We start from the raw sequence: 22,154 nt of genomic DNA on the forward strand, positions 1-22,154 counted from the left end.
ACTCGCCAATCGAGCGGCGGCACGGATCGGCCGGACCCGCACGCCGCACCGACGGGACTAACCCTGGCGAGCCTTGAATCGGGGGTTCAACTTATTGATGACGAATGTGCGCCCATGGCGCCGCACCGTCTGTGAACCCTGCATCTTCTTCATCGAACCCAGTGAATTACGTACCTTCATCCTGGCTCCTTTCCGTCGGTTAACCAGACCAACACAAAACAGCCGAAATTATTCCGATTCGGTGGCCTCCGGTGCGTTGAATACCCGGCGCGGGCCGGCGCCGTCGGTGCGCAGGCGGTCATCGGAGTTCACCACGGCGCACCGGGTTTGCGACAGGCAGCCGCAGCCGATGCAGCCGGTGAGCTCGGCCTGCATCCGTTCGAGCACGGCTCGTTGGCGCGCGAGGTGCTCCCCCCAGGTGGCGGAAATGGTGCTCCATTCGGCCCGGCTCGGTGGGCGGCTGTCCGGCAGGTCCTTGAGCATCTCGGCGACCTCGGCGAGTGAGATCCCGTAGCGCACCGAAACTTGAATGAGGGCGATGCGCCGCAGCACGTGCCGCGGAAAGAGGCGCGCGTTGCCGTTCGAGCGCAGCGCCGGGATCAGTCCCAGCGTCTCGTAGTAGCGCACGGTGGAGACCGGAACTCCGGCGCGGGCGGCAACCTGCCCGATCGGCAGAAGATCATTGCTGGACAAGTGCTCTGACACTGGGCCTTCTCCTTGATCTCAAGTGCACTTGAGACGATATCGTAAACAAATGACCGCATATACGCTTCCCCCGCTGACCTATGACTATGCCGCCCTCGAGCCCGCCATCAGCGGGCGCATTATGGAGCTCCACCACAGCAAGCACCACCAGGCCTACGTGACCGGTGCCAACACCGCACTCGACCAGCTCGCTGAGGCCCGCGAATCCGGCAACCTCACCTTCGTCAACAAGCTGCAGAAGGACCTCTCCTTCAACCTCGGCGGCCACGTCAACCACTCGATCTTCTGGACCAACATGTCCCCGAACGGTGGCGACAAGCCCACCGGTGAGCTCGCTGCCGCAATCGATGACACTTTCGGCTCGTTCGAGAAGTTCCAGGCGCACTTCACCGCCGTCGCCATGGGCGTTCAGGGCTCCGGCTGGTCGATCCTCGCCTGGGACACCCTGGGCCAGCAGCCGATCATCGTGCAGCTCTACGACCAGCAGGGCAACCTGCCCGCCGGCATCGTACCGCTGCTCATGCTCGACGTCTGGGAGCACGCCTACTACCTCGACTACCAGAACGTGCGCGCCGACTACGTCAAGGCGTTCTGGACCGTCACCGACTGGGAGAACGTCTCCGCTCGCTTCACGAAGGCGCGCGACACCACCTCCGGCCTCATCACGCTGTAGCACCAACCAGCGCGCCCGCCTCGCGAGCCGTGAGAAAAGCCCCGAAAACCAGCGTTTTTCGGGGCTTAGCTCACGGCTCGCGTGCGTGTGGCGGGGTCAGTCCGCCGACACGGCCTGCAGCACGGGCAACCGCGCCGCGTGGATCGCCGGCCACAGGGCAGCCAGCACTCCGACCAGGGCGGCGACCCCGAGCATCGACGCGAGCTGGCCCCAGGGTATGGCGAGCTCGGTGAGCCCGATCTCGGTGAAGACCGCGGGCATCAGCGACGCGATGCCCACCCCGACGGCCATGCCCAGGACGGTGCCGAACAGGGCCGTGAGGACCGATTCGATGGTGATGATGCCGGCCAGTTGCATCCGGCCCAGGCCCACCGCCCGCATGAGCCCGATCTCCCGGGTGCGTTCGATCACCGACAGCGCCAGGGTGTTCACGATGCCGAGGATCGCGATGATGATCGACAACGCCAGCATCGCGTAGAGGATGCCGAGGATCTGGTCGACCTGCCCCGCCAAACGGCCCGCGAACTCCTCCTTGTCGAGCACCGACAGCACGACGTATGGCGCGGCCGCCTCGGTCAGTTCGTCACGGACCTCGGCCGGCGAGGCGTTCGCCGCCGAGGTGATCAGCAGCGAGTCGATCGCGGCCTGCGACGCCGGCACGATGCGGTCGAAGACGTCGTCCGGCATGATGATCGGCGCGCCGATCATGGCGGTGTCGACGATCGCGCTGATCGGGGCGGATGCCCGCCCGGCCTCCGTCGTGAAGGTCACCTCGTCGCCCACCGACCAGCCGTGGTCGTCTGCGGCGCTTCGCTGAACGGCAACCTGCCCCGACGCGAAGCCGGCCAGCGTGCCCTCGACGGCGTCGATGTCGAGGGTCTGCCCGAGCGCGGCGGGCGGCAGTGCCACCACGATGAGAGACCGCTCGGCGACGGCGTCACCGGCGGCCGGAGCCAGCATCGCCGGGCCGTAGCGCAGCTCCTCGACGGAGTCCACCGCACCCAGGGCGCGCAGGTCGGCCACCACACCGGCCGGCACCACCCCGGCGGCGGACTGCACCGAGAAGTCCGCGATCCAGCCGTCGTCCACAATCGCGCGGGTCGAGACCGTCGCCGAGGCGGCGAGCACCGAGGCCGCTCCCACCAGGGCCATGCCGATCATGAGCGCCCCCGCGGTGTTCGCGGTGCGGCGGGGGTTGCGGATCACATTGCCGCGAGCCAGCCGGCCCAGCGGTGCGACGGCCACGACGAAGACCGCGGCCAGGGCGCTGAGCGAGTAGCGGGCGATCACCGGGGCCAGGACCAGCACCCCGACGACGACCCCGGCGGCGCCGAGGCCCAGCAGTGCCGGGCCGTCGGGGTCGGGCCGGGACCACGCGGCGACCAGGCCGGCCAGGCCGGCGACGGTGAGGGCGGATCCGACGATGGCCCGCAGCCGAAGCGACTTGGACCTGGCACCACCGGCCTCGCGCATGGCCTCCACCGGCGGGGTGAGCGCCGCCCGGCGGGCGGGCAGCGCCGCCGCCGCGATGCTCACCAGGGTGCCCACCAGCAGCGAGATCACCACGGTGGCGGGGTCGAGCGGGATGCTGCCGGACAGGTCCATGCCGATCTGGCCGACCGCCATGCGCACAAGCGACACCAGGCCGAGGCCGGCGGCGATGCCGAGTGCGGAGCCGGCCAGACCCACCACCGCGGCCTGGATGAGGATGGAAGCGAACACCTGGCCGGGCGAAGCGCCGACGGCGCGCAGGAGGGCGAATTCACGCATCCGCTGCTGCACCGACATCGCGAAGGTGTTGGAGATGATGAAAGCACCGACGAACAGCGAGATCCCGGCGAAGACCAGCATGAACGTCTGAACGAATCCGAGCATGTCGTTGATCTCTGACGTGACCTCGGTGCGCATGGCGGTGCCGCTGACGGTCTCGAGCCCGGTGGCGTCGGCGGCGGCCAGGGCCGCCTCGATCCGGTCGACGAGGGTCTGCTCGTCCACCCCGGCGTCCCCGTAGACGTCGATGCTCGCCACCAGGCCGTCGGCCGCGTAGACGGCGGTGGAGGTGGGCACATCCAGGAAGACGATGGTGGCGCCGGCCATCGGCGCACCGAGCGACACCTCCCCCACAACCGAGACGGTCTGCACCTCACCGGCGAGCACGACCGAGGTCTCGTCGCCGACGGTCAGGCCCGACGACTCGAGGGTGGCCGATTCCAGCGCGATCTCCGTCGGGCCGACCGGTGTCTGCCCGGCGACGATGTCGAGGGTGTCGTCGTCGGGGTAAAGCGCCATCCCGAAGCTGGGTGCCTGCGAGCTCACCACGGCCGTGCCGTCGGCGCCGACAAGAACGATGGGTCCGGAGACCGCGGGCAGGGCGTGCCGCACACCATCGACGGTGTTGAGGGTCTGGGCAAGGTCGGCCGGGATGGCCTCCCGCACCTCAGCGGCCGAGCTTCCGGGCTGGGCGGCACTGGCGGCGGGCTCGCTGCCGCGCACGTAGACATCCGCCTGCATCGAGCTGGCCACGATGCCGGAGAAGGTGGATCCCATCATGGTGCGAAGCGACAGGGTGCCCGCCACGAACGCGACCCCGAGGGTCACCGCCAGCAGCGACAACAGAAAGCGCACCAGGTGGGCGCGGATGCCGCGCAACGCGACCCTGGTCATCGCCGGGCGCCGTCGTGCTCGTGCTCGGCCTCGGTCTCGTCGCCCATCGACCGCATGACGTCGAGCACCGACGCCTGGGTGGGGTCGGTGAGTTCGTGCACGAGCCGGCCGTCGGCGAGGAACAGCACCCGGTGGGCGTAGGCCGCCGCCCGGGCGTCGTGGGTCACCATGACGACCGTCTGGCCGAGGTCGTCGACCGACCCGCGCAGGAAACGCAGCAGGTCACCGGCGGATTTCGAGTCGAGGTTGCCGGTGGGCTCGTCGGCGAACACCACCGCCGGCCGGGCCACCAGGGCTCGGGCGCAGGCCACGCGCTGCTGCTGACCACCGGAGAGTTCGCTGGGCCGGTGGTGCAGGCGGTCCTCGAGCCCGACGGCCGCGACGATCGCGGCAAAATGCGCCCGGTCTACCGGGCGCCGGGCGATGTCCAGCGGCAGGGTGATGTTCTCGGCGGCAGTGAGCGTGGGAATCAGGTTGAACGACTGGAAGATGAAGCCGAGCCGGGTGCGGCGAAGCGCCGTGAGCTGACGCTGTGACATCCGCCCCACGTTCATGTCGTCCACGATCACGGTGCCGGCGGTGACGGTGTCCAGTCCCGCCATGCAGTGCATCAGCGACGACTTGCCCGACCCGGACGGGCCCATGATCGCCGTCAGTTCGCCTCGGGCGAAGTCCACGTCGATGCCGTCCAGGGCGCGCACCTCGGTCTCGCCGGTGCCGTAGGTCTTGACCAGGCCCCTGGCGTACGCGATCACGGATGCCGGCGGTGCTGAAAGCGAGCGCGCCGGGTGGTTCGAGGTGAGCGTGTGGGCGGTCATGTACGGTCCTTCACTGTCGGAGCGCGGGCGCGCTGGGGTCGATCCCCAGTGTTGCCCTCTGGCCGCATCGCGGCATCGGGACAAACCCTGACTCGACCCTGAGCGAACCCTGAGTGCCGCCTTCGGGCTACCCGGGAAGGTCGTAACGGTGGCGGATGTGCCGGCGGTCGGCGCTGGCCTGCCAGAACTCGATCTCGGAGGGCCGCAGCGCGTAGAGCTGCCAGGCCGGGTTCGGTGCCGCATCGGCGGCGGGCCGTGCGGCCCAGTCCTGGGCGGAGGCTTCGGCCGAGAGCTCGACGACCGGGCCGACCAGTCGCACCTGACGGCCGAGCTGGGACCAGTAGAAGTTCATGGCTGCCTGCGGGTTGGCCGCCAGCTCACGGCCCTTGCGGGAGGTGCGCGCGGTGGCGAACTGCCAACCGTCGTCGTCGAGGTCTTTGAGGATGAGCATCCGCGACGACGGCGCCCCCGCCCCGGGCCCGGCGCCGACGGTGGCGAGGCTGAAAGCGTGCGGCTGCCGCACCCCGGCGGCCAGCGCCGCCTCGAACCAGCTGAGGAACAGCTCCACCGGGTCGGCCGGGGCGGTAGCCGGGTCGAACTTCGGCAGGTCATCGGGAAAGTCGGGCAGGGCACGCAGCCGCGCTCTCAAGGTGTCACTCACGGTCGCGAGCCTACCCATCCGCCCGCGAACCGTGAGCAAAGCACCTAAAACTTGAGATTTCTGGGGCTTAGCTCACAGTTCGCGAGACCCAGACGCCCTCGAGGAGGGTCGCGTGCACGTGCAGGCCGGCGTCGAGCAGCACCAGGTCGGCGCGGAGGCCCGGCCGGATGCGGCCCCGGTCAGTGAGGGCGAGCAGGTCGGCGGGGTTCTGGGTGCCGGCCCGGATCGCGAGCGGCAGCGGCACCCCGGCGGTGAGCACCGCGTAGCGCACCGCGTGGCTGATGGTAAGCACGCTGCCGGCGATGGTGCCGTCGACCAGCCGTGCCTCGCCGTTGACCACCCGTACGTCCAGGGCGCCCAGTTTGTAGTCGCCGTCCTCGGCGCCGGCCGCGGCCATCGCATCCGACACGAACACCGTGCGGGCCGGACTCTCGGTGATCAGGCGCAGGACGGCCGGATGCAGGTGCACCCCATCGGCGACCAGCTCGGCGAACACCGTCGGGTCCTCGAGCAGCGCGAGGGCGGCGCCCGGCTGGCGGTGGTGCAGCGGCCGCATGGCGTTGAAGACATGGGTGCCCGCGGTGGCCCCGGCCGCGATCGCGGCCTGCGTGAGGTCGTAGTCCGCGTCGGTGTGGCCGACGGCGGCCACGGCGCCGTGCTCCACGATGCGTGCCACGGCGGCCAACCCGCCCTCCAGCTCCGGGGCGATGGTGACCATGCGCACCGCGCCGCCGCCGGCTCCCATCAGCCGCTCGACGCTCGCCGGGTCGGGCAGCAGCAACAGGTGCTCGGCATGCGCGCCCCGGTGCGCGGGGCTCAGCCACGGGCCCTCCAGGTGGATGCCGGCCAGCAGGCCGTCGTGCACCAGCTCGGCGAGCGCCCGCACCAGGCGCTCCATCTCGTCGATGGGCGAGGTCACCAGGCTGGCCATCAGGGTGGTGGTGCCGTGGTCGCGGTGGGTCTGGGTGATACGCCTGGCGACGGCGTGAGTGTCCGCATCGTTGAAGCTGACCCCACCGCCACCGTGGTTGTGGGCGTCGATGAAGCCCGGCGCGAGCACCCCGGCCGGCAGTGAGACATCCGCGGGCCGGGGTGGTTCGCCGGCTCCGCAGTCAACGATCAGGCCGCCGCGCACCTCGACCCAGCCGGGTGAGTACTCCCGGTCGGGCAGGATCACCGTGCCGGCGGCGAGAAGCAGCGGCGTCTCGGTGCCCGGTCCGGCATCGCCCGGCAGCGCGGGCGCGTGCCCGGGCTCTGCAGTGTCGGGTCGGGAAAAGGGCGGTGTCATGACGGGGTCTCCAGGAATGTCGGTGGCGGGCTGCGGGGTCAGCCGCGGACGGTGAGGAAGGTGTCTCCGGCCGCGAGCTCCAGACCGGCGGCCACGGCGTCGGCCAGGGTGATGTTCTCCGCCTGGCGCTCCAGGATGATCACCGGCACGATCGGGTCGCGGCCGCTCGCGACGATGGCGGGAACGTCATAGCTGACGATCACGTCACCGGCGGTGACGGTGTCGCCCTGCTGGGCGCGCAGGGTGAACCCCGCACCCTTCAGCTGCACGGTGTCGATACCGAGGTGCACGAGCACCCCGACACCCTCCGGCGCCACGATCACGTAGGCGTGCGGGAAAACCTTGAGCAGTTTGCCGCTGATCGGCGCGATCGCGTCGACGACCTCGCGAGGAGGGTCGATCGCCCCGCCGGGCCCGACGATCGCCTGGGCGAAGGTGGGGTCGGGTACCAGGCCGAGCTCGACGGCCCGGCCGGCAACGGGCGCGAGCACGGTCAGGGCGGCGTTGCTCACCTGAGGTCCTCGATGTCGTCGGCGAGGTTCTCGGCTTCGGGGCCGACGATGACCTGCACGATGGTGCCGGACCTGAACACGCCGTGCGCGCCGGCGGCCTTGAGTGCGGGCTCGTCGACCAGCGTGGGGTCGGTCACTTCGGTGCGCAGCCGGGTGATGCACGCCTCGATGTCGACGACGTTATCGGCGCCGCCGAGGCCGGCCAGGATCTGCTCTGCCTTGCTACTCATTCGTTACTCCTCGGAAATGTTCACGGATCTGTGGGATGGATCGGTCGACAAGGAGGCTCTCATCTACGAGACGCCCATGCGGGCCGGCCCTTGACAAACCGACCGCCGCACCTCCATTATCGAGTAATTGGACCGTACCAGTACGGACCACAAAGCGGAAGTGGTCTGGTTGGTTGTCAGCTGGATCACAGAAAGCCCGCTCCCCCGAATGCCAACACCCCGGAAAGGTGACGAAGTCGTGACACACCTCGACGGCCCGCTCCTCGCCAACGGCGCCGTGCCCAAGCACGTGCAGTTGCGGTCTATCCTGCTCGAACGAGTCGAGACCACCCTGGCACCGCATGCCGCGATCCCGCCCGAACGAAAGCTCATGACCAAGTACGGCGTGAGCCGGTCAACGGTGCGGGAGGCGATCCGCCAACTGGTCGACGAGGGTGTGCTGTACCGCATCCAGGGCAAGGGCACCTTCGTCGCCGGCGAGCGCGTGCAGAGCGACCTGCACCTCGCCTCGTTCACCGAAGACATGCGCCGGCGCGGCCTCGTGCCCGCCACCGTCGTGATGAGCTCCAGGTTGATCGACGCACCCCTCGAGGTGCGGGCGGCGCTGGGACTGAAGGCCGGGGCGCAGGTGCAGCGGGTCGAGCGCCTGCGGCTCGCCGGCGGCATCCCGATGGCCTTCGAACGCGGCTACTACCCTGCCGGCCTGCTGCCCGACCTCGGCGGCCAGGACCTCACCCGTTCGCTCTACGCCACCTTCGCCACCGAGTACGGCCTGCGCATCGATCACGCCGAACAGACCGCGTGGGCCGAGACCGCGAATGCCGAACTGGCCGAACCACTCGGCATCGACGTGGGCGTTCCCCTTCTCGTCTTCCTCCGCACCTCGTCGGCGGGGTCCACCCCCGTTGAACACGTCACCTCGTGGTACCGGGGCGACCGCTACCAGATCCACATGACCCTCGACCTCAACCACGAACTGTAAGTCAGCCTGCCGCGCCCCACCCGGGTGGCCTGCCGAGCTCATCGGCAGCGCCAGCATGCCGTCCCGCAGCCTCTGGCCGCACATCGTTCACCCGTCCACAAGACACACCCACGAGCACCAACACAGGAGGAATCCATGTCCAGCACCACCGTAGATGCCGGAACGGGACGAAAAATCCCGGGCCTCGCCCAACTCCAGCGCATCGGCCGCAGCCTCATGCTGCCGATCGCCGCCCTGCCCGCCGCCGGCCTGTTACTGCGCCTGGGTCAACCCGACCTGCTGGGCGCCATCCCGGGCTTCGAGACCGGGGCGGCCGTGATCGCCGCTGCCGGCGGCGCGCTGTTCGACAACCTCCCCCTGCTCTTCGCGGTGGGCGTGGCGATCGGCTTCGCCAAGAAGGCGGATGGCTCGACCGCCCTGGCCGCAGTGGTGGGTTACCTCGTCTTCAGCAACGTCGGCAAGGCGATGTCTCCGCTCGTGATGGGCCTGCCCGAAAAGGGCGCCGACCAGGTTCTGGTGAACTACAACGTGCTTGCCGGCGTGCTCATGGGCGTCGTCTCCGCCGTCCTGTGGCAGAAGTACCACCGCATCAAACTGCCCAGCTATCTGGCCTTCTTCGGCGGACGCCGGTTCGTGCCGATCGTCACCGCCATTGCGGCACTGGTGCTCGGTGTTCTGCTCAGCTTCCTCTACCCGGCGTTCAGCAGCGGCCTCACCTCGTTCGGTGCGTTCGTCAGCTCCAACGACATCTGGGGCGGGTTCCTCTACGGCACCGCGAACCGCCTGCTCATCCCCGTCGGCCTGCACCACATCCTCAACTCGATGATGTGGTTCGTGATCGGCGACTACAACGGCGCCACCGGCGACCTGCACCGCTTCTTCGCCGGCGACCCCACCGCGGGTTCGTTCATGACCGGGTTCTTCCCCATCATGATGTTCGCCCTCCCTGCCGGCGCCCTGGCCATCTGGCACGAAGCCAAGAAGTCGCAGAAGAAGATCGTCGGTGGCATCATGCTCACCGGCGCCCTCACGGCGATGCTCACCGGCGTCACCGAGCCGCTGGAATTCTCGTTCATGTTCGTCGCCTTCCCGCTCTACGTCATCCATGCTGTGCTCACCGGCACCTCGCACGCCCTGGTGAACTTCCTGGAGATCCGGGACGGCTTCAGCTTCAGCGCCGGCGCCTTCGACTACATCCTCAACTTCGGCCTCGCCGAGAAGCCGTTGCTGCTCATCCCCATCGGGCTGGCCTACGCGGCGCTGTACTACTTCCTGTTCCGGTTCGTCATCCGCCGCTGGAACCTGAAGACACCGGGCCGCGGCGACGACATCGTGGAGGAGGGCGCCCCCGACTCCACCTCGAAGGCCGCGGTCTAGCCTGACCGGCCGGTGTCGCGAGCCTCGCTCGCGGCACCGGTCGGCACCATCGTTTCTCGCACCATCCTCTCTTCTCAATCGCACCTGGAGCACCCCTTGGCTGAAGTAGTCGTCCTCGAATCCGAGACCAACGCCGGCATCATCGCCGCCGCATCGATCAGAGCACTGATCAGCCAGAAACCGGATGCCGTCCTCGGCCTCGCCACCGGTTCCACACCGATGTCGCTGTACAGCGCCCTCGCCGAGTCGCTGCGGAGCGACCCGCTGGACGTCAGCCGGGTGCGCGGTTTCGCGCTCGACGAATACGTGGGCCTGCCCAGCGGACACCCGGAGAGCTATCGGGCCGTTATCACCCGCGACGCGGTGCTGCCCCTGGGCCTCACCCCCGACAACATCCGGGTGCCGAACGGCGACCTGGCCACCCTCGAGTCCGCGGGCAGCGAGTACGAGGCCGCCATCCGCGCCGCCGGCGGCGTCGACGTGCAGATCCTCGGCATCGGCCGCACCGGCCACGTCGGCTTCAACGAGCCCGGCTCCTCGTTCGCCTCGCTGACCAGGGTCAAGACCCTCACCGAGAAGACCCGGATCGACAACGCCAGGTTCTTCAGCTCCCCCGACGACGTTCCCGTGCACTGCATCACCCAGGGCCTGGGCACCATCCGCCGGGCACGGCACCTGATCCTGCTGGCCTTCGGCGAGGAGAAGGCCGAGGCCATCGCCGCGGCGGTGGAGGGTCCGGTCACCTCCAGCAGCCCGGGCTCCGTCATCCAGCTGCACCCGCACGTGACCGTGCTCGTCGACGAGGCCGCGGCCTCGCGCCTGGCCAACCTCGACTACTACCGGTACACCTACGCGAACAAGCCTGCCTGGCAGGTCATCTAACCGGCCACCAGACCCCGCAGCGCCACGACGACGGCGGCCGCACCGAGCAGCATCACCAGGCCGTACCCGCAGGTACTGAGCACGGCCTGGCCGCGCACGCCGATCCGGCCGCCGGCGAAGGCCCCCACCGTAACCAGAACCAGTTGCCAGGCCAGGGAGGCCACCAGGGCGCCGGCCACGAACACGGCCGGCGCCCGGTCCAGGCCGAGGGACGGCGGCAACGCCGCCGTGAGTGCACCGAAGTAGAGCAGTGTCGCCGGGTTGATCGCGGTGAGCCCGGCGAACATCGCAAAGACCCGGCCCGGCGACGGCGGTCGCGGCCTGTCGCGCGGCACCGCCGCCGCGGGCCGGCGGCGCAGCCCAAGACCGCCCAGCAGCAGCAGGATCAGCCCGGCGCCCACGGCCGGTGCCGCTCCCCACGAGGCGAGAACCGGGGCGGCGGCCGCACCGATCGCCAGCGCTGCCACGCAGTAGAGTCCGTCCACCAGGGCCACCGCCAGCGCGGCCACGGCCCCGACGCCGAAGCCGCCCGTCAGAGCCTCCCGCATCAGGAGCACGCCGATGGCGCCAAGCGGCACCGCCACGCCCCACCCGGCCAGCAGCCCGCCGACGAGCAGTGGCCCCAGCTCGATCTCCATGCCCACGATCCTGCCCTGGCCGGCGACCCGGCCCCTAGATTTTCGCAGCGGCACGGCTACAATCGCGGCATGGACGATCTCGACGGCGAAATCATCGGCATTCTGCGCACCGATGGGCGCATTTCCTTCAGTGCTCTCGGGGCCGCGGTGGGTCTGAGCACGAACGCGGCTGCCGCCAGGGTGCGGAAGCTCGAAGCAACCGGGGTCATCGTGGGATATCGGGCCGTGCTGGCCGATGACGCCCCGTTGGGCCCACTCGGGCTGGAGGCTTTCATCGACGTTCGGCTCCGCGCCGACACGGACTCCGACTCCTTCCTCCGCGCCGCGCTGGCCGAGCCCGAGGTGCGCGACGCCGCGCATGTGACAGGTCCGTACGACTACCTGCTGCACGTCTGGGTCAACGACACCACGCACCTGAACGAGTTGCTGCACCGCCTGAAGAAGCAGGCCGGGGCCGGCCAGACCCAAACCCGGCTCGCCCTGCGCCCACCCGCCACCGCCAGAGAGTGATCCGCGCCAGGCGCCGCTTCGGCTAAAATCGCCCGGTGACCACGTCTTTGCGCCAGTCCCCCGGAGCCCGGGTCGGCCTGTCCATCGCCGTGGCCACCGGCCTGTACGGCGTCTCGTTCGGCGCGCTGTCCGTCGCGTCCGGGTTGACCGTGTGGCAGACCCAGGCGCTGAGCCTGCTGTTGTTCTCCGGCGGCTCACAGTTCGCGTTCATCGGGGTCATCGCCGGTGGCGGCACGCCGGTGGCCGCCGCGAGCGCGGCGGCGCTGCTGGGCATCCGCAACGCCGTGTACGGGATGCAGATCAACGTTCTGCTGCACCCGCGCGGATGGCGGCGCCTCGCGGCCGCCCAGGTGACCATCGACGAGTCGCTGGCCACGAGCACCGGTCAGACCGACCCTCTCGAGCAGAGGCGCGGTTTCTGGGTGGCCGGGATCGGCATCTTCGTGCTGTGGAACGTGTTCACCCTGGTCGGGTCCCTGGCTGGTGACGCGCTGGGCGACCCCAAGCGGTGGGGCCTGGACGGCGCCGCCGTCGCCGCGTTCCTGGCGCTGCTCTGGCCGCGGCTGCGGTCCAGGGACGCCGGCGCGATCGCGGCGGCCTGCGCGCTCGCCACCATCCTCGCCGTGCCGTTCGTGCCGCCGGGCGTGCCGATTCTGGTGGCGGCGGTCGTCGCCGCCGCGGTCGGCTGGTTCGGGTACCGGGCCGGACCCGACGGTGAAGGCCTGGAGCCCGACATCGACCCCTATCCCGACACCGTGCAGACCGACCGGACGGACCCCTCGTGACCCTGTGGTTCTGGATCGTCGTCGCCTGCGTCGTGGGCTTTCTCACCAAGCTTCTCGGCTACCTCGTGCCCAAGAAGTGGCTGGCGAATCCGCGGGTGGCCCGGGTCGCCGGCACCCTCACCATCGGCCTGCTGGCCTCCCTCACCGTGGCCAACACGGTAGCGACTGGGCAGCTGCTGGTGCTCGACGCCAGGCTGGGGGCGCTGGTGGCCGCCGCCGTGGCCCTCTGGCTGAAGGCGCCCTTCCTGGTCGTGGTGATCGTGGGAGCGGCCGCGGCGGCCGGGCTCCGGCTGCTCGGACTCCCGTAGCGACGGGCGGGACCGGTCCTGCCCGTGTGGTAGTGTAGGAAGTTGCGCGTCGATCTTTACCACGATCCGACCACTCCGCTGCCCCAATCCATGGCCGGAGTCACGCACCGCTCGAACGGGTCAACACCCGCTCGGACGCACTCGACCGGGACTTACGGTCGATCACCCACGCTGTTCGAATTCCGGCGCACGCAATGTTGCGCGCCGCCTTCACACGTCATAACGAAAAGTACGATTCATGTTTACTGCCACCCATACCCTCGACCACGCCACGGAAGCCATCGACACCCTGTCACCCGAGCACCGCCAGGCCATTCACCTCGCCTATTACTCGGGCTTCAGCAACAACCAGGTCGCCGATCTGCTCGGCGTGAGCGTCGACGTCGCCGATTCTCGCCTGAGCGAGGGACTCACGCACCTGCGTTCGGCGCTGCGCGTCGCCGCCTGACCCGATACCCCTAAAACGAAGCCGCCGACGCCCCGTGGGGCGTCGGCGGCTTCGTTTATCGGCCGGGCAACCGCTCGCCGCATACGAGCCGAGCTGTCAGGACGACGGAGCGAGGACCGCACTCATGGTGTGGGTCTCCCCCGGCGCCAGAGTGATCCGGTCGCTCTGCAGATTGGCGCTCTCCAGACAGACCATGCCCGTCCATTCGTCGGCGCCGAAATCGGCCATCGCTTCGGCCTTCCGGCGCCACGGATTCCAGATCACCCGGCTCTGCGAGCCCTCGGTGGAGACTGACACCGTGCGCCCCGTGCCATCTGAGATGAGCGCGTCAGCGCTCGTGCCGAGATAGATCCGATCGGTTTCGCCCGTCAGCGTCACCGGGCGTTCCTCGCCGTCCTGCGCCTCCGGGCCGGCTAACCGGTCGATGAACCGCAGACCCTCGAACCCGGAGATCTGCACGGCCTGCGCGTCCGGCACGCTCAGATAGGTGTGGAAGGCCTCCTCGAACGCCACCGGGGCATCGTCGAGGTTGCGAATCTGCAGAGCGAGGCCCAGCCGGGCGCCGATGGTGACGGTGTAGCGCGCCTCGAACCGGTGCGGCCAGGCGGAGGACCGCGTCTGCTCGCTGTCGGTCAAGCTGAAGACGAGAACAACATCGCCTGCGGACTCGTGCGCCTGCGTCAGCTTCCACTTGGCCAGCCGGGCGAACCCGTGCGCCGGAGCGGTGGGGTCGGTCGCGAGTGGCCCGAACCACGGGAAGCAGACCGGCACCCCGCCGCGCATCGGGTGGCCCGGGGCGAACTCGCTCGAGCCGCTCATCCACAACACCGGCGCGTGACCGGTCGGCGTCCAGGCGGTGACGTGGGCACCGTGCAGGTAGACCTCCGCGGTGCCGGCGGCACCGGCGACCCTGACGACGGGCAGGCCACCCTGGCCGATGCCGATCGTCACGGATGCCGGCAGCGCGGGTGCGTCCAGCCTGGCCACGGATTCCGTCACGACGTCCAGCACCGGCTGGTCGATGTCGACGGCGAAGCCCGGCTCGTCGTCGTGCAGTTCTTCGAGGGTCGCCAGCTGCGACTCGAGCAGCGCGGGCGGCATGAAGTGCTCGCTGCGGCCCTCGAGCCGATTCGAGAGCACCTCGAGCGAGCCGGCCAGGTGCACGAACCGCACATTGGGCGCGGCCTGGCTGATCGCCTCGCGGTAGACCCGCTTGAGCGCCGAGCACGCGACGACGAGTCCGCGTCCCTCGGCTCCCGCGTCGGCCAGGGCCTGGCCGACCAGCGCCAGCCACGGCCACCTGTCGGCATCCGTCAGCGGCACACCGCCGGCCATCTTGACGATGTTGGCCTGCGGATGCAAACCGTCGGCGTCGGTGAACTGCACATCGAGAGAGTGTGCGATAAGCGCCCCGATGGTGCTCTTCCCCGACCCCGACACCCCCATGACGACTACCTGCACGGCCGCGGCGGCTACCCCTGTTGCCGCACCGCGCAGCTCCCCGACGGAGCTCTGCAGCGCCGCGCTCACCAGTCGTGGACCGTTCCATCGGCCAGCCGGTTGTACGGCAGGTAGGCCGTGGCGTACGGGTACTTGCCCGCTTCGTCCACGTTCATTTCGACGCCCAGGCCGGGGTTGTCGCCGGGGTGCAGCATGCCGTTGTTCCAGGTGTAGGACTGCTCGAAGACCGCGTTGGTCTTGTCGCCGTGCTTCATGTACTCCTGGATACCGAAGTTATGGATGGCCATGCCGAGATGCATTGCCGCGGCCATGCCCACCGGGGAGATGTCGGTCGGCCCGTGCATGCCCGACTTGATCTGGTACTGGGATGCGTACTCGAGGATCTTCTTGAGGTGAGTGATGCCACCGGTGTGGGTGACGGCGCTGCGCACGTAGTCGATGAGCTGCTCGCGGATGATCTGCTGGTAGTCCCAGATCGAGTTGAAGATCTCGCCGATCGCCAGCGGCGTCGTCGTGTGCTGCCGCACCAGCCGCAGGGCCTCCTGGTTTTCGGCTGGCGTGCAGTCCTCGAGCCAGAACAGGTCGTACGGCTCCAGCGACTTGCCCAGCGATGCCGCCTGGATGGGCGTCATCCGGTGGTGGCCGTCGTGCAGCAGCGGGATTTCGGGGCCGAACTCGTTGCGCACGGCCTCGAAGACCGTGGGCACGTGGCGCAGGTACGCGCGGGTGTCCCAGTCTTCCTCGGCGGGCAGAGCGCCGCGCTGGGCGGGTTCATGGTCGTAGCGCACGCCCTCGTTGCCGGGCAGGCCCTTGTTCGACGCGATCCCGTAGATCGATTCGAGGCCGGGAACACCGGTCTGCACGCGGATGGCCTTGTAGCCCTGCTCCAAGTGCGAGTTGACGCTGTCGAACACCTCGGGGAGCGACTTGCCCGACGCGTGGCCGTAGGCGAGCAGGCCGGTGCGGGACGCGCCGCCGAGCAGCTGGTAGAGCGGCATGCCGGCGGCCTTGGCCTTGATGTCCCAGAGGGCGACATCCACGGCGGAGATCGCGGCCATGGTGACCGGGCCGCGACGCCAGTAGGCGCTGCGGTACAGGAACTGCCAGGTGTCCTCGATGTTGTGAGCATCCCGGCCGAGGAGCAGCGGCACGACGTGCTCGGTGAGGTAGGCCACGACGGCCAGTTCACGGCCGTTCAGGGTGGCGTCACCGAGGCCGGTGAGGCCGTCATCGGTCGTGAGCTTGAGAGTGACGAAGTTACGGTCGGGGCTGGTGACGATGACTTCAGCCTTGTCGATTTTCACGTGTGTGTCCTTCTGTTCTGCGGGATTCTTGCGGGATGAATTGTGGCTAGTCGAGCGGCGGGAGGGTGTTGCCCACCCGCTGCGCCCGGAAGGAGGCTGTCGACAGGGCCGGGTCGACGGGCGGCTCGCCCTGCTCGGCGCGGATGCGGCGTTCGGCGATCTCGGCGACGATCACGGCGTGACGCTTGTCGGTCAGCGGGTAGAAGATCATCACGGCGATGGCGATCACGGATGCCACGAGGGGGACCAGCCCGGCGCCGGCGCGAATGCCGAGTTCGGCGGAGGCGGTCTGCACGGATTCGCCGGCGGCGTAGCCACCCCAGGCCAGGGAGAAGGCCGCGAGGGCGCCACCCACGGCCTGGCCGGTCTTGCGGGTGAAGGAGAACAGCGCGTAGGTCATGCCTTCGGCACGGACCCCGGTCTTCCACTCGCCGTACTCAACGGTGTCGGCCTCCAGCGCCCACACGATCATGTTCACGAGGATGATGCCGATCAAGCAGATGGCGAGGCCGGAGAAGCCCAACCAGACCATGCTTGCGGGGGCCAAGAATACGATGAGCCCGCCGACGGCCATGATGCCGCCGCCGGCCATGTAGGCCGTGCGCTTGCCGAACTTGCGCACGATGGCCGGAATGAAGGCTGCCAGGCCGAAGGTGGCCACAATCTGGAAGATGGAGAGTGCGGCGTAGAGGGGCAGGGCGTGCAGCACGTCGCGCAGGTAGTACAGCTGCACTGTGCTCAGCGCGAGCATTCCGGTGAGGAAGATGAACGAGCTGATGCAGAGCATGAACAGGGGCTTGTTGCCCTTGAGGGTGGCCAGGCTCTGTTTCAGCGACACATTGGTGACCGTCCGAACGACCCTTTCCTTGGCCGTGAAGACAGTGAACATGTACAGCGCGGTGCCGACGACGACGAAGCTGAGGGTCATGATCGTGAAGGTGGCCTGAAGGTCGGCGCCGGGCACGATCAGCGGGGCCACGAAGATGCCGAGCCCGGCACCCACGATCATGCCGCCAATGGTGCGCGCACTGGCCAGCTTGGCCCGTCCGGTGGGGGTCTGGGTCATCGCGCCGGCCATCGAGCCGAACGGGATGTTCACCAGGCTGTAGGCCAGTCCGAGGGCGGCGTAGGTGCAGTATGCGTAGATCAGCATGCCGGACTCGCCGATCTGCGGCACCGAGAAGGTGGCTGCAGAGAGCAGCAGCAGGGGGACGGAGCCGAACATGATGAACGGGCGGAACTTGCCGAACCGCTTGCTGTAGGCCCGGTCGACGATGCGGCCGGCGAAGACGTCGGCGAACGCGTCGAAGACGCGCACCACCAGCAGGAGCGTGCCCGCTGCTGCGGCCGAGATGCCGGCGACATCCGTGTAGTAGACCAGGAGGAACATCGTGGCTGTGGTGAAAGCCAGGTTGTTCGCGGCGTCTCCGGCGCCATAACCGAGAATGCTGAGTTTGCTCAGACCGGTCACGGGCTCTTTCGTTGCTGCGGGATTGTCCGCATTCACGATCGTTGTGCTTGACATGGGGCTCCTTTACCCGTTGTACGCATGTTCTGCTGGGTGGCGGTGGCTGTCGAGTTCTCGCGAATCCTGCGAGCGAACCCCGTTACGAACCTTCCCTGCGTGTGTTCTGAATTCAGTGAATCACGTCATTCGCCATTTGGCAAGCGGTTGCCAACATTGCCGGGAAACACCACACCCCCGAGGCCGGAATCAGAAGGATTCACCGGGCATCGGGGGCGGAGTAAGGCGGGCGGAGTTTTGGCCGGTCGGCCTGAGGATTGCTTAGCTATTGTCGGCCACGACGGCACGGATGCCGGCCAGGATGGCGTCGTCGGCGGCGAGGGCGGGGTCGATCAGCTCGACGAGCCGTTCGAGCGCCCTTTCCTGCCCCTCGGCCAGCGCCGCGGCCACGGCCCGCGAGTCGGCGTCGACAAGCGGATAGTCCCGAAGAACCAGGGTGACCCACGAGCCGATCGCGCGGATGCCGGCGGCCGAGGTACGACCGGCCGTGCGCTCGGCGAGCATCGTCGGCACAATCCGCACGCGCAGCTTCGTGACGGCTTCGCCCGAGATCTGGCCGAGCCGGTGCTCGATGCGGGCGTTGTCGAAGCGTTCGAGCAGGGCAGCGCGGTAGTCATCGAGCGCCAGCCCGTCCGCGGGCAGGTGCCGGATGACGTCGTCCCACCAGTCGTTGACCCAGCCGCGGCACACAGGGTCGGCCATGGCCTGGGCTACGCTATCGTGGCCGCGGACCAGGCCGGCGTAGGCCAGCAGGCTGTGGGCGCCGTTGAGCATCCAGAGCTTGCGCCGTTCGAACGGTTCGATGTCGTCGACGAAGCGGGCGCCGGCTCGCTCCCAGGCCGGACGTCCGCCCGGGAAGGACCCGCTGAGCACCCAGTCCCTGAACGGCTCGGTGACCACTGCCGCGTCGTCGTGCCAGCCGGTCAGGGCGGCGGCGGCGGCCAGGTCGGCCGGTGTCGTGCGCGGGGTGATCCGGTCGACGGAGGTGGAGACGAACGACGCCTCGGTGTCGATCCAGTCGGCCAGGGCCGGGCTGGTCAACCGGGCCAGCGCCCCGAGCCCCTTGGCGAGGAAGTCCCCGTTGTCGGGGATGTTGTCGCAGGACACTATCGCGAGCGGCCCGGCGCCGGCCCGGCACCTGGCCTCGAGTCCGAGCAAGAGCCGGCCCAACGTGGTGGTGGGCCCGTCCGTACGGGCATCCGGCAGCGTGTCTGCGGCGAAGGCCTCGCGCAGCCAGGCCACGTCGGCCGCTACGGCGGGGTCGGTCAGGTTGGGCAGCCCGTCGGCCCTCAGCCTGTAGCCGGCCTCGGTGATGGTCAACGTCACGACGCTCGTGGTCGGCGCCGCGAGCAGGTCGCAAAGCCTGGGCAGGTCGGCCCCGTCCACGGCTTCCACGATGCTCGTCACGATCGTCGCCGAGTCGCCGGCCTCCGAACGCTCGACGAGGGTGAATAGCCCATCCTGGGGCGCCAGCTCCAGTGCGGCCTGGGGGTTGCGGCCGGTGAAGGCGGCGATGCCCCACTCGGCGTCGTCGTCGACCTGGTCGGTGAACCAAGCTTGGTGCGCACGGTGGAACGCGCCCAGCCCGAGGTGCACGATGCGCACAGGAGCCTTCTTCTGCGGCTGACGGGTGCGCGCCGCGTACGCTGCGCGGGAGAGCACTCTGGCCTGGTCGGTGTCGGCCAGCAGGGTGTCAGTGGTGGCATTCACAGCTTGAAGACCTTTCGGGGAAGGGTGTCGACGAGGTCGACGATGATGCGTTCTGCGGTACGCAGGTCGATGCGACCCTCGCGCACCAGGCGGGCCAGGAAGGCCGCGTCCAGGCGCCGGGACATCTCGTGGCGCGCCGGGATCGAGAGGAAGGCGCGGGTGTCGTCGATGAACCCGGAGCCGCGGTAGAAGCCGGCGGTCTCGGTGACGGATGCCCGGAACCTGAGCACGGCATCCGGAGCATCGAGGAACCACCAGGGCGCCCCGATGTACACGCTCGGGTAGAACCCGGCCAGCGGGGCGACCTCCCGCGAGTAGACCGTCTCGTCGACGGCGAAGAGAACCAGGTGGAAGTCGGGCAGGTTGCCGTACTTCTCCAGCAGCGGGCGCAGCGGGTCGACGTAGGTCGTGGTGACCGGGATGTCGTGGCCGGTGTCGGCGCCGAACCGCCGGAAGGTGTCGGTGTTGTGGTTGCGGTAGACGCCGGGGTGCACCGTCATGACGAGTCCGTCGTCCACGCTCATCCGGGCCATCTCGAGCAGCATGTGGCCCGCGAAGGTCTGCTGCTCGGCGGCCGAGAGCGAACCGGCCCTGGCGCCCTCGAACAGGCTCGCGGCTTCGGAGGCGGGCAGATCGATCGCGAGCGGCTGGAGGACGCCGTGGTCGGCGGACACGGCACCGTGCTCCACGAAGTAGCGTCGGCGCCCGGCCAGCGCCTCGATGTAGCCGGCGTAGCTGGACGGCGCGGTTCCGTTCCACTCCGCGAGGCGGGCCACGTTGTCGGCGAATCCGGTCGCGGCCGGGTTCAGGTAGGCGTCGGGGCGGAAGGTGGGCAGCACCCGGCCGGAGAAGGTGGGGTCTTCGGCCAGGGCCTTGTGCACCGCGAGGTCGTCCATCGGGTCGTCGGTGGTGGCGAGCACCTCGATCCCGAACCGGTTGAACAGGGCCCGTGGGCGGAAGGCATCGGTGGCAAGCGCGGCCTGGATCAGGTCGAAAAGCGCATCCGCGTTGCGGGCATCCGGGTGCTCGGTGATGCCGAAGAGCTCGCTGAACTCGTGCTGCAGCCAGTAGCCGGAGGCCGTGCCGGCGTAATGGTGCCAGTGCGCGCAGAATGTGCGCCAGGCCTCGCGCGGCGAGGCCACCGGAGCGTTTCCGACCCGGTCGGGGATGCCCAGTTCGGTCAGTTGCACGCCGGCGGCGTGCATCAGCCGGGTGACGTAGTGGTCGTACCGGATCAGCAGCTCTGCGGGGTCCGGGAACGGCACGTTGCCGAGCAGGATCGCCGGGTCGACGTGTCCGTGCGGCGACAGGATGGGGAGCGCGGCTACATCCGTGTAGAGCGCCCTGGCCACCTCGCGCGTCGCAGGATCGACGGGGAACAGCCGGTCTGGGTCAAGGTCAAGTTTCATGGTCACTCCTTCATCGAACACGGGGAAACCCGGTTTGTCAACCGGTTGCCAAAATTGGCGAAAAGATATCTCGGGGCCACCCGAGCCCGACGGATGCCGCCCGGTCAGCGGGCGGCGGGACCCGTCGATCCGCGCACCACGAACTCGGTGACCAGGGGCTGGTCCGATTCGAGAGGCGGCGGTCCGCCGGCCTCCTCGTCGATCAGCCGCATGATCAGCCGCACGGCCTGGTCACCGATCGCGCCCAGCGGTGTGCGCACCGTGCTCAGCTGCGGCGAGGTGAAGTCGGACCCGAAGATGTCGTCGAAGCCGATGATGCTCAGCTCCCCCGGCACGTCGAGCCCGCTCTCCTGAGCCGCGCGCATGAGCCCGATCGCCATGAGGTCGTTGTAGGCGAGCACCGCGGTCACGCCGGCGGCCACGACGCGGGCCAGGGTCGTGGCGCCGCCCTCCAGCGTCGGTTTGCCCGGACCGATCTCGACGATGGTCATGCCGAGGGCGGGAGCACGGTCGAGCAGTGCCGCCCAGCGCGCCCGGTTCATCCACGAGTTCTCCGGGCCGGACACGAAGGCTATCGAGGTGTGTCCCAGCCCGCCGAGGTGCGCCAGCGCCTGTTCGATGCCGGGCTCGATGTCGGGCACGATGCCCGGCACGCCGTGCACCTTGCGGTTGATCACCACGAGCGGGCGCTGGGCGGCGAGGTCCACGATTTGTTCGTCGGACAGCCGCGACGTCACCAGCACCAGGCCGTCGACGGACGGCGACAGCCGCTCGGCCGCGGCGGCCTCGCGCTCCGACGACTCCTGCGACTCAGCCAGAAGCAGGGTGTAGCCGCGCATCGATGCGGCGGACTCGGCGCCGCGAACCACGTTGAAGAACATCGGGTTCGTGATGTCGGCCAGCAGCAGTCCAAGGGAGCTGGTGCGCCCGGTCGGTAGCGCCCTGGCCATGGGGTTCAACCGGTAGTTCAGTTCCTTGGCGGCGGCGTGGATGCGTTCCTCGGTCTTGACGTTGATGCGGCCGGGCTTGCTCAGGGCGCGTGACACCGTCGACGGGTTGACCCCGGCGAGCTTGGCGATGTCGTAGATGGTGGCCGCTGGCCGGCCCCGGCGGCCACCGCGAGGGGCCACCGGCGGAGCGGACTCCGTTGCCTCAGGGTTCTGAGCATCCTGGACGTGCTGTGCTTCGGTCACGATCTACTCATCCCTGGAGCAACCGGTTGCGCGCATCCCGCGCGACGCCCCGAGTTCATGTTGCCACAGGT

The 22,154-nt window shown here is 69.1% G+C and carries 23 protein-coding genes; 8 read left to right on the forward strand and 15 right to left on the reverse strand.

All coding sequences use genetic code 11. From position 1 onward, the window contains the following. Positions 1 to 57 precede the first annotated feature (57 nt). Positions 58 to 180, reverse strand: coding sequence for a ribosomal protein bL36 (locus tag CXY76_RS15075; protein ID WP_088457279.1), 123 nt, complete (start codon positions 178 to 180; stop codon positions 58 to 60). A 48-nt stretch (positions 181 to 228) separates the two neighbouring features. Next, positions 229 to 705 carry a redox-sensitive transcriptional activator SoxR gene (gene soxR / locus CXY76_RS15080; RefSeq protein ID WP_233199891.1) on the reverse strand — a complete coding sequence of 159 codons (477 nt, stop codon included), beginning with the start codon at positions 703 to 705 and terminating at the stop codon, positions 229 to 231. Positions 706 to 754: 49 nt separating this feature from the next. Here soxR and CXY76_RS15085 point away from each other — a divergent pair, with 49 nt between their 5' ends. Then, positions 755 to 1,378, forward strand: coding sequence for a superoxide dismutase (locus CXY76_RS15085; protein ID WP_104165951.1), 624 nt, complete (start codon positions 755 to 757; stop codon positions 1,376 to 1,378). Positions 1,379 to 1,474: 96 nt separating this feature from the next. Here the strand turns inward: CXY76_RS15085 and CXY76_RS15090 are convergent, their stop codons facing one another. The 6 genes from CXY76_RS15090 to CXY76_RS15115 form a co-directional block, all read right to left on the reverse strand. Continuing rightward, on the reverse strand, positions 1,475 to 4,042 hold the full coding sequence (locus CXY76_RS15090; protein WP_104165953.1) for an ABC transporter permease: 2,568 nt from the start codon (positions 4,040 to 4,042) through the stop codon (positions 1,475 to 1,477). Next, positions 4,039 to 4,860 (reverse strand): ABC transporter ATP-binding protein, encoded by an 822-nt coding sequence (locus CXY76_RS15095; RefSeq protein WP_104165955.1) that lies wholly within the window; start codon positions 4,858 to 4,860, stop codon positions 4,039 to 4,041. Before CXY76_RS15095 ends, CXY76_RS15090 begins: the two co-directional genes overlap by 4 nt. A gap of 127 nt (positions 4,861 to 4,987) precedes the next feature. After that, complete coding sequence (locus CXY76_RS15100; protein ID WP_104166103.1) at positions 4,988 to 5,521, reverse strand: pyridoxal 5'-phosphate synthase; 534 nt, start codon at positions 5,519 to 5,521, stop codon at positions 4,988 to 4,990. A gap of 67 nt (positions 5,522 to 5,588) precedes the next feature. After that, a complete protein-coding gene (nagA, locus tag CXY76_RS15105) occupies positions 5,589 to 6,809 on the reverse strand; it encodes an N-acetylglucosamine-6-phosphate deacetylase (RefSeq protein ID WP_104165958.1) in 1,221 nt (406 codons plus the stop codon). A 38-nt stretch (positions 6,810 to 6,847) separates the two neighbouring features. After that, positions 6,848 to 7,321, reverse strand: coding sequence for a PTS glucose transporter subunit IIA (locus tag CXY76_RS15110; RefSeq protein WP_199190324.1), 474 nt, complete (start codon positions 7,319 to 7,321; stop codon positions 6,848 to 6,850). Continuing rightward, complete coding sequence (locus CXY76_RS15115; protein WP_088457286.1) at positions 7,318 to 7,551, reverse strand: glucose PTS transporter subunit EIIB; 234 nt, start codon at positions 7,549 to 7,551, stop codon at positions 7,318 to 7,320. Before CXY76_RS15115 ends, CXY76_RS15110 begins: the two co-directional genes overlap by 4 nt. 238 nt (positions 7,552 to 7,789) lie before the next feature. Between CXY76_RS15115 and CXY76_RS15120 the strand changes: the two genes are divergently transcribed. The 3 genes from CXY76_RS15120 (at position 7,790) to nagB (ending at position 10,792) form a co-directional block, all read left to right on the forward strand. Beyond that, positions 7,790 to 8,533 carry a GntR family transcriptional regulator gene (locus tag CXY76_RS15120; protein ID WP_233199893.1) on the forward strand — a complete coding sequence of 248 codons (744 nt, stop codon included), beginning with the start codon at positions 7,790 to 7,792 and terminating at the stop codon, positions 8,531 to 8,533. 135 nt (positions 8,534 to 8,668) lie between these two features. Beyond that, positions 8,669 to 9,910, forward strand: a complete 1,242-nt coding sequence (locus CXY76_RS15125) for a PTS transporter subunit EIIC (protein ID WP_104165962.1) — start codon at positions 8,669 to 8,671, stop codon at positions 9,908 to 9,910. A gap of 96 nt (positions 9,911 to 10,006) precedes the next feature. Further along, positions 10,007 to 10,792, forward strand: coding sequence for a glucosamine-6-phosphate deaminase (gene nagB / locus CXY76_RS15130; protein WP_104165964.1), 786 nt, complete (start codon positions 10,007 to 10,009; stop codon positions 10,790 to 10,792). Here the strand turns inward: nagB and CXY76_RS15135 are convergent. After that, the gene (locus CXY76_RS15135; protein ID WP_104165966.1) at positions 10,789 to 11,430 is read right to left on the reverse strand and encodes a LysE family transporter; all 642 of its coding nucleotides are present in this window, start codon (positions 11,428 to 11,430) and stop codon (positions 10,789 to 10,791) included. The genes nagB and CXY76_RS15135 overlap by 4 nt on opposite strands. Positions 11,431 to 11,499: 69 nt before the next feature. On the opposite strand from CXY76_RS15135, the gene CXY76_RS15140 reads away from it, so the two are divergent. From CXY76_RS15140 to CXY76_RS15155, 4 genes are all read left to right on the forward strand, one after another. Further along, complete coding sequence (locus tag CXY76_RS15140) at positions 11,500 to 11,940, forward strand: Lrp/AsnC family transcriptional regulator (RefSeq protein ID WP_104165968.1); 441 nt, start codon at positions 11,500 to 11,502, stop codon at positions 11,938 to 11,940. Between the two features lie 35 nt (positions 11,941 to 11,975). Then, positions 11,976 to 12,725, forward strand: coding sequence for an AzlC family ABC transporter permease (locus tag CXY76_RS15145; RefSeq protein WP_104165971.1), 750 nt, complete (start codon positions 11,976 to 11,978; stop codon positions 12,723 to 12,725). Further along, a complete protein-coding gene (locus tag CXY76_RS15150) occupies positions 12,722 to 13,033 on the forward strand; it encodes an AzlD domain-containing protein (protein ID WP_104165973.1) in 312 nt (103 codons plus the stop codon). Before CXY76_RS15145 ends, CXY76_RS15150 begins: the two co-directional genes overlap by 4 nt. Positions 13,034 to 13,271: 238 nt before the next feature. Next, a complete protein-coding gene (locus CXY76_RS15155) occupies positions 13,272 to 13,481 on the forward strand; it encodes an RNA polymerase sigma factor (protein ID WP_104165975.1) in 210 nt (69 codons plus the stop codon). A 96-nt stretch (positions 13,482 to 13,577) separates the two neighbouring features. On the opposite strand, the gene CXY76_RS15160 is transcribed toward CXY76_RS15155, so the two are convergent. From CXY76_RS15160 to CXY76_RS15185, 6 genes are all read right to left on the reverse strand, one after another. Further along, positions 13,578 to 15,011 carry a gluconokinase, GntK/IdnK-type gene (locus CXY76_RS15160; protein WP_104165977.1) on the reverse strand — a complete coding sequence of 478 codons (1,434 nt, stop codon included), beginning with the start codon at positions 15,009 to 15,011 and terminating at the stop codon, positions 13,578 to 13,580. Continuing rightward, complete coding sequence (manD, locus tag CXY76_RS15165) at positions 15,008 to 16,246, reverse strand: D-mannonate dehydratase ManD (RefSeq protein ID WP_104165979.1); 1,239 nt, start codon at positions 16,244 to 16,246, stop codon at positions 15,008 to 15,010. Before manD ends, CXY76_RS15160 begins: the two co-directional genes overlap by 4 nt. 46 nt (positions 16,247 to 16,292) lie before the next feature. Next, positions 16,293 to 17,771, reverse strand: a complete 1,479-nt coding sequence (uidB, locus tag CXY76_RS15170) for a glucuronide transporter (protein WP_233199895.1) — start codon at positions 17,769 to 17,771, stop codon at positions 16,293 to 16,295. Between the two features lie 261 nt (positions 17,772 to 18,032). Further along, positions 18,033 to 19,481 carry a mannitol dehydrogenase family protein gene (locus tag CXY76_RS15175; protein WP_233199897.1) on the reverse strand — a complete coding sequence of 483 codons (1,449 nt, stop codon included), beginning with the start codon at positions 19,479 to 19,481 and terminating at the stop codon, positions 18,033 to 18,035. Beyond that, entirely contained in the window at positions 19,478 to 20,890 is a 1,413-nt protein-coding gene (gene uxaC, locus CXY76_RS15180) for a glucuronate isomerase (protein WP_104165983.1), read from the reverse strand. The genes CXY76_RS15175 and uxaC overlap by 4 nt, the downstream gene beginning before the upstream one ends. A 104-nt stretch (positions 20,891 to 20,994) precedes the next feature. After that, on the reverse strand, positions 20,995 to 22,083 hold the full coding sequence (locus tag CXY76_RS15185; RefSeq protein WP_233199899.1) for a LacI family DNA-binding transcriptional regulator: 1,089 nt from the start codon (positions 22,081 to 22,083) through the stop codon (positions 20,995 to 20,997). Between the last annotated feature and the right edge of the window lie 71 nt (positions 22,084 to 22,154).

The sequence above is a fragment of the Cryobacterium sp. N22 genome (genome assembly GCF_002929555.1).
Lineage (GTDB): Bacteria > Actinomycetota > Actinomycetes > Actinomycetales > Microbacteriaceae > Cryobacterium.

Bases quoted from the DNA above. Each gene is read 5' to 3' on its own strand.
- CXY76_RS15095 (WP_104165955.1), bottom strand. From the start codon at position 4,860: ATGACCGCCCACACGCTCACCTCGAACCACCCGGCGCGCTCGCTTTCA.
- CXY76_RS15140 (WP_104165968.1), top strand. From the start codon at position 11,500: ATGGACGATCTCGACGGCGAAATCATCGGCATTCTGCGCACCGATGGG.
- uxaC (WP_104165983.1), bottom strand. From the start codon at position 20,890: ATGAAACTTGACCTTGACCCAGACCGGCTGTTCCCCGTCGATCCTGCG.
- uidB (WP_233199895.1), bottom strand. From the start codon at position 17,771: ATGTCAAGCACAACGATCGTGAATGCGGACAATCCCGCAGCAACGAAA.
- nagA (WP_104165958.1), bottom strand. From the start codon at position 6,809: ATGACACCGCCCTTTTCCCGACCCGACACTGCAGAGCCCGGGCACGCG.
- CXY76_RS15090 (WP_104165953.1), bottom strand. From the start codon at position 4,042: ATGACCAGGGTCGCGTTGCGCGGCATCCGCGCCCACCTGGTGCGCTTT.
- CXY76_RS15125 (WP_104165962.1), top strand. From the start codon at position 8,669: ATGTCCAGCACCACCGTAGATGCCGGAACGGGACGAAAAATCCCGGGC.
- CXY76_RS15135 (WP_104165966.1), bottom strand. From the start codon at position 11,430: ATGGAGATCGAGCTGGGGCCACTGCTCGTCGGCGGGCTGCTGGCCGGG.
- CXY76_RS15085 (WP_104165951.1), top strand. From the start codon at position 755: ATGACCGCATATACGCTTCCCCCGCTGACCTATGACTATGCCGCCCTC.
- CXY76_RS15115 (WP_088457286.1), bottom strand. From the start codon at position 7,551: ATGAGTAGCAAGGCAGAGCAGATCCTGGCCGGCCTCGGCGGCGCCGAT.
- CXY76_RS15155 (WP_104165975.1), top strand. From the start codon at position 13,272: ATGTTTACTGCCACCCATACCCTCGACCACGCCACGGAAGCCATCGAC.
- CXY76_RS15075 (WP_088457279.1), bottom strand. From the start codon at position 180: ATGAAGGTACGTAATTCACTGGGTTCGATGAAGAAGATGCAGGGTTCA.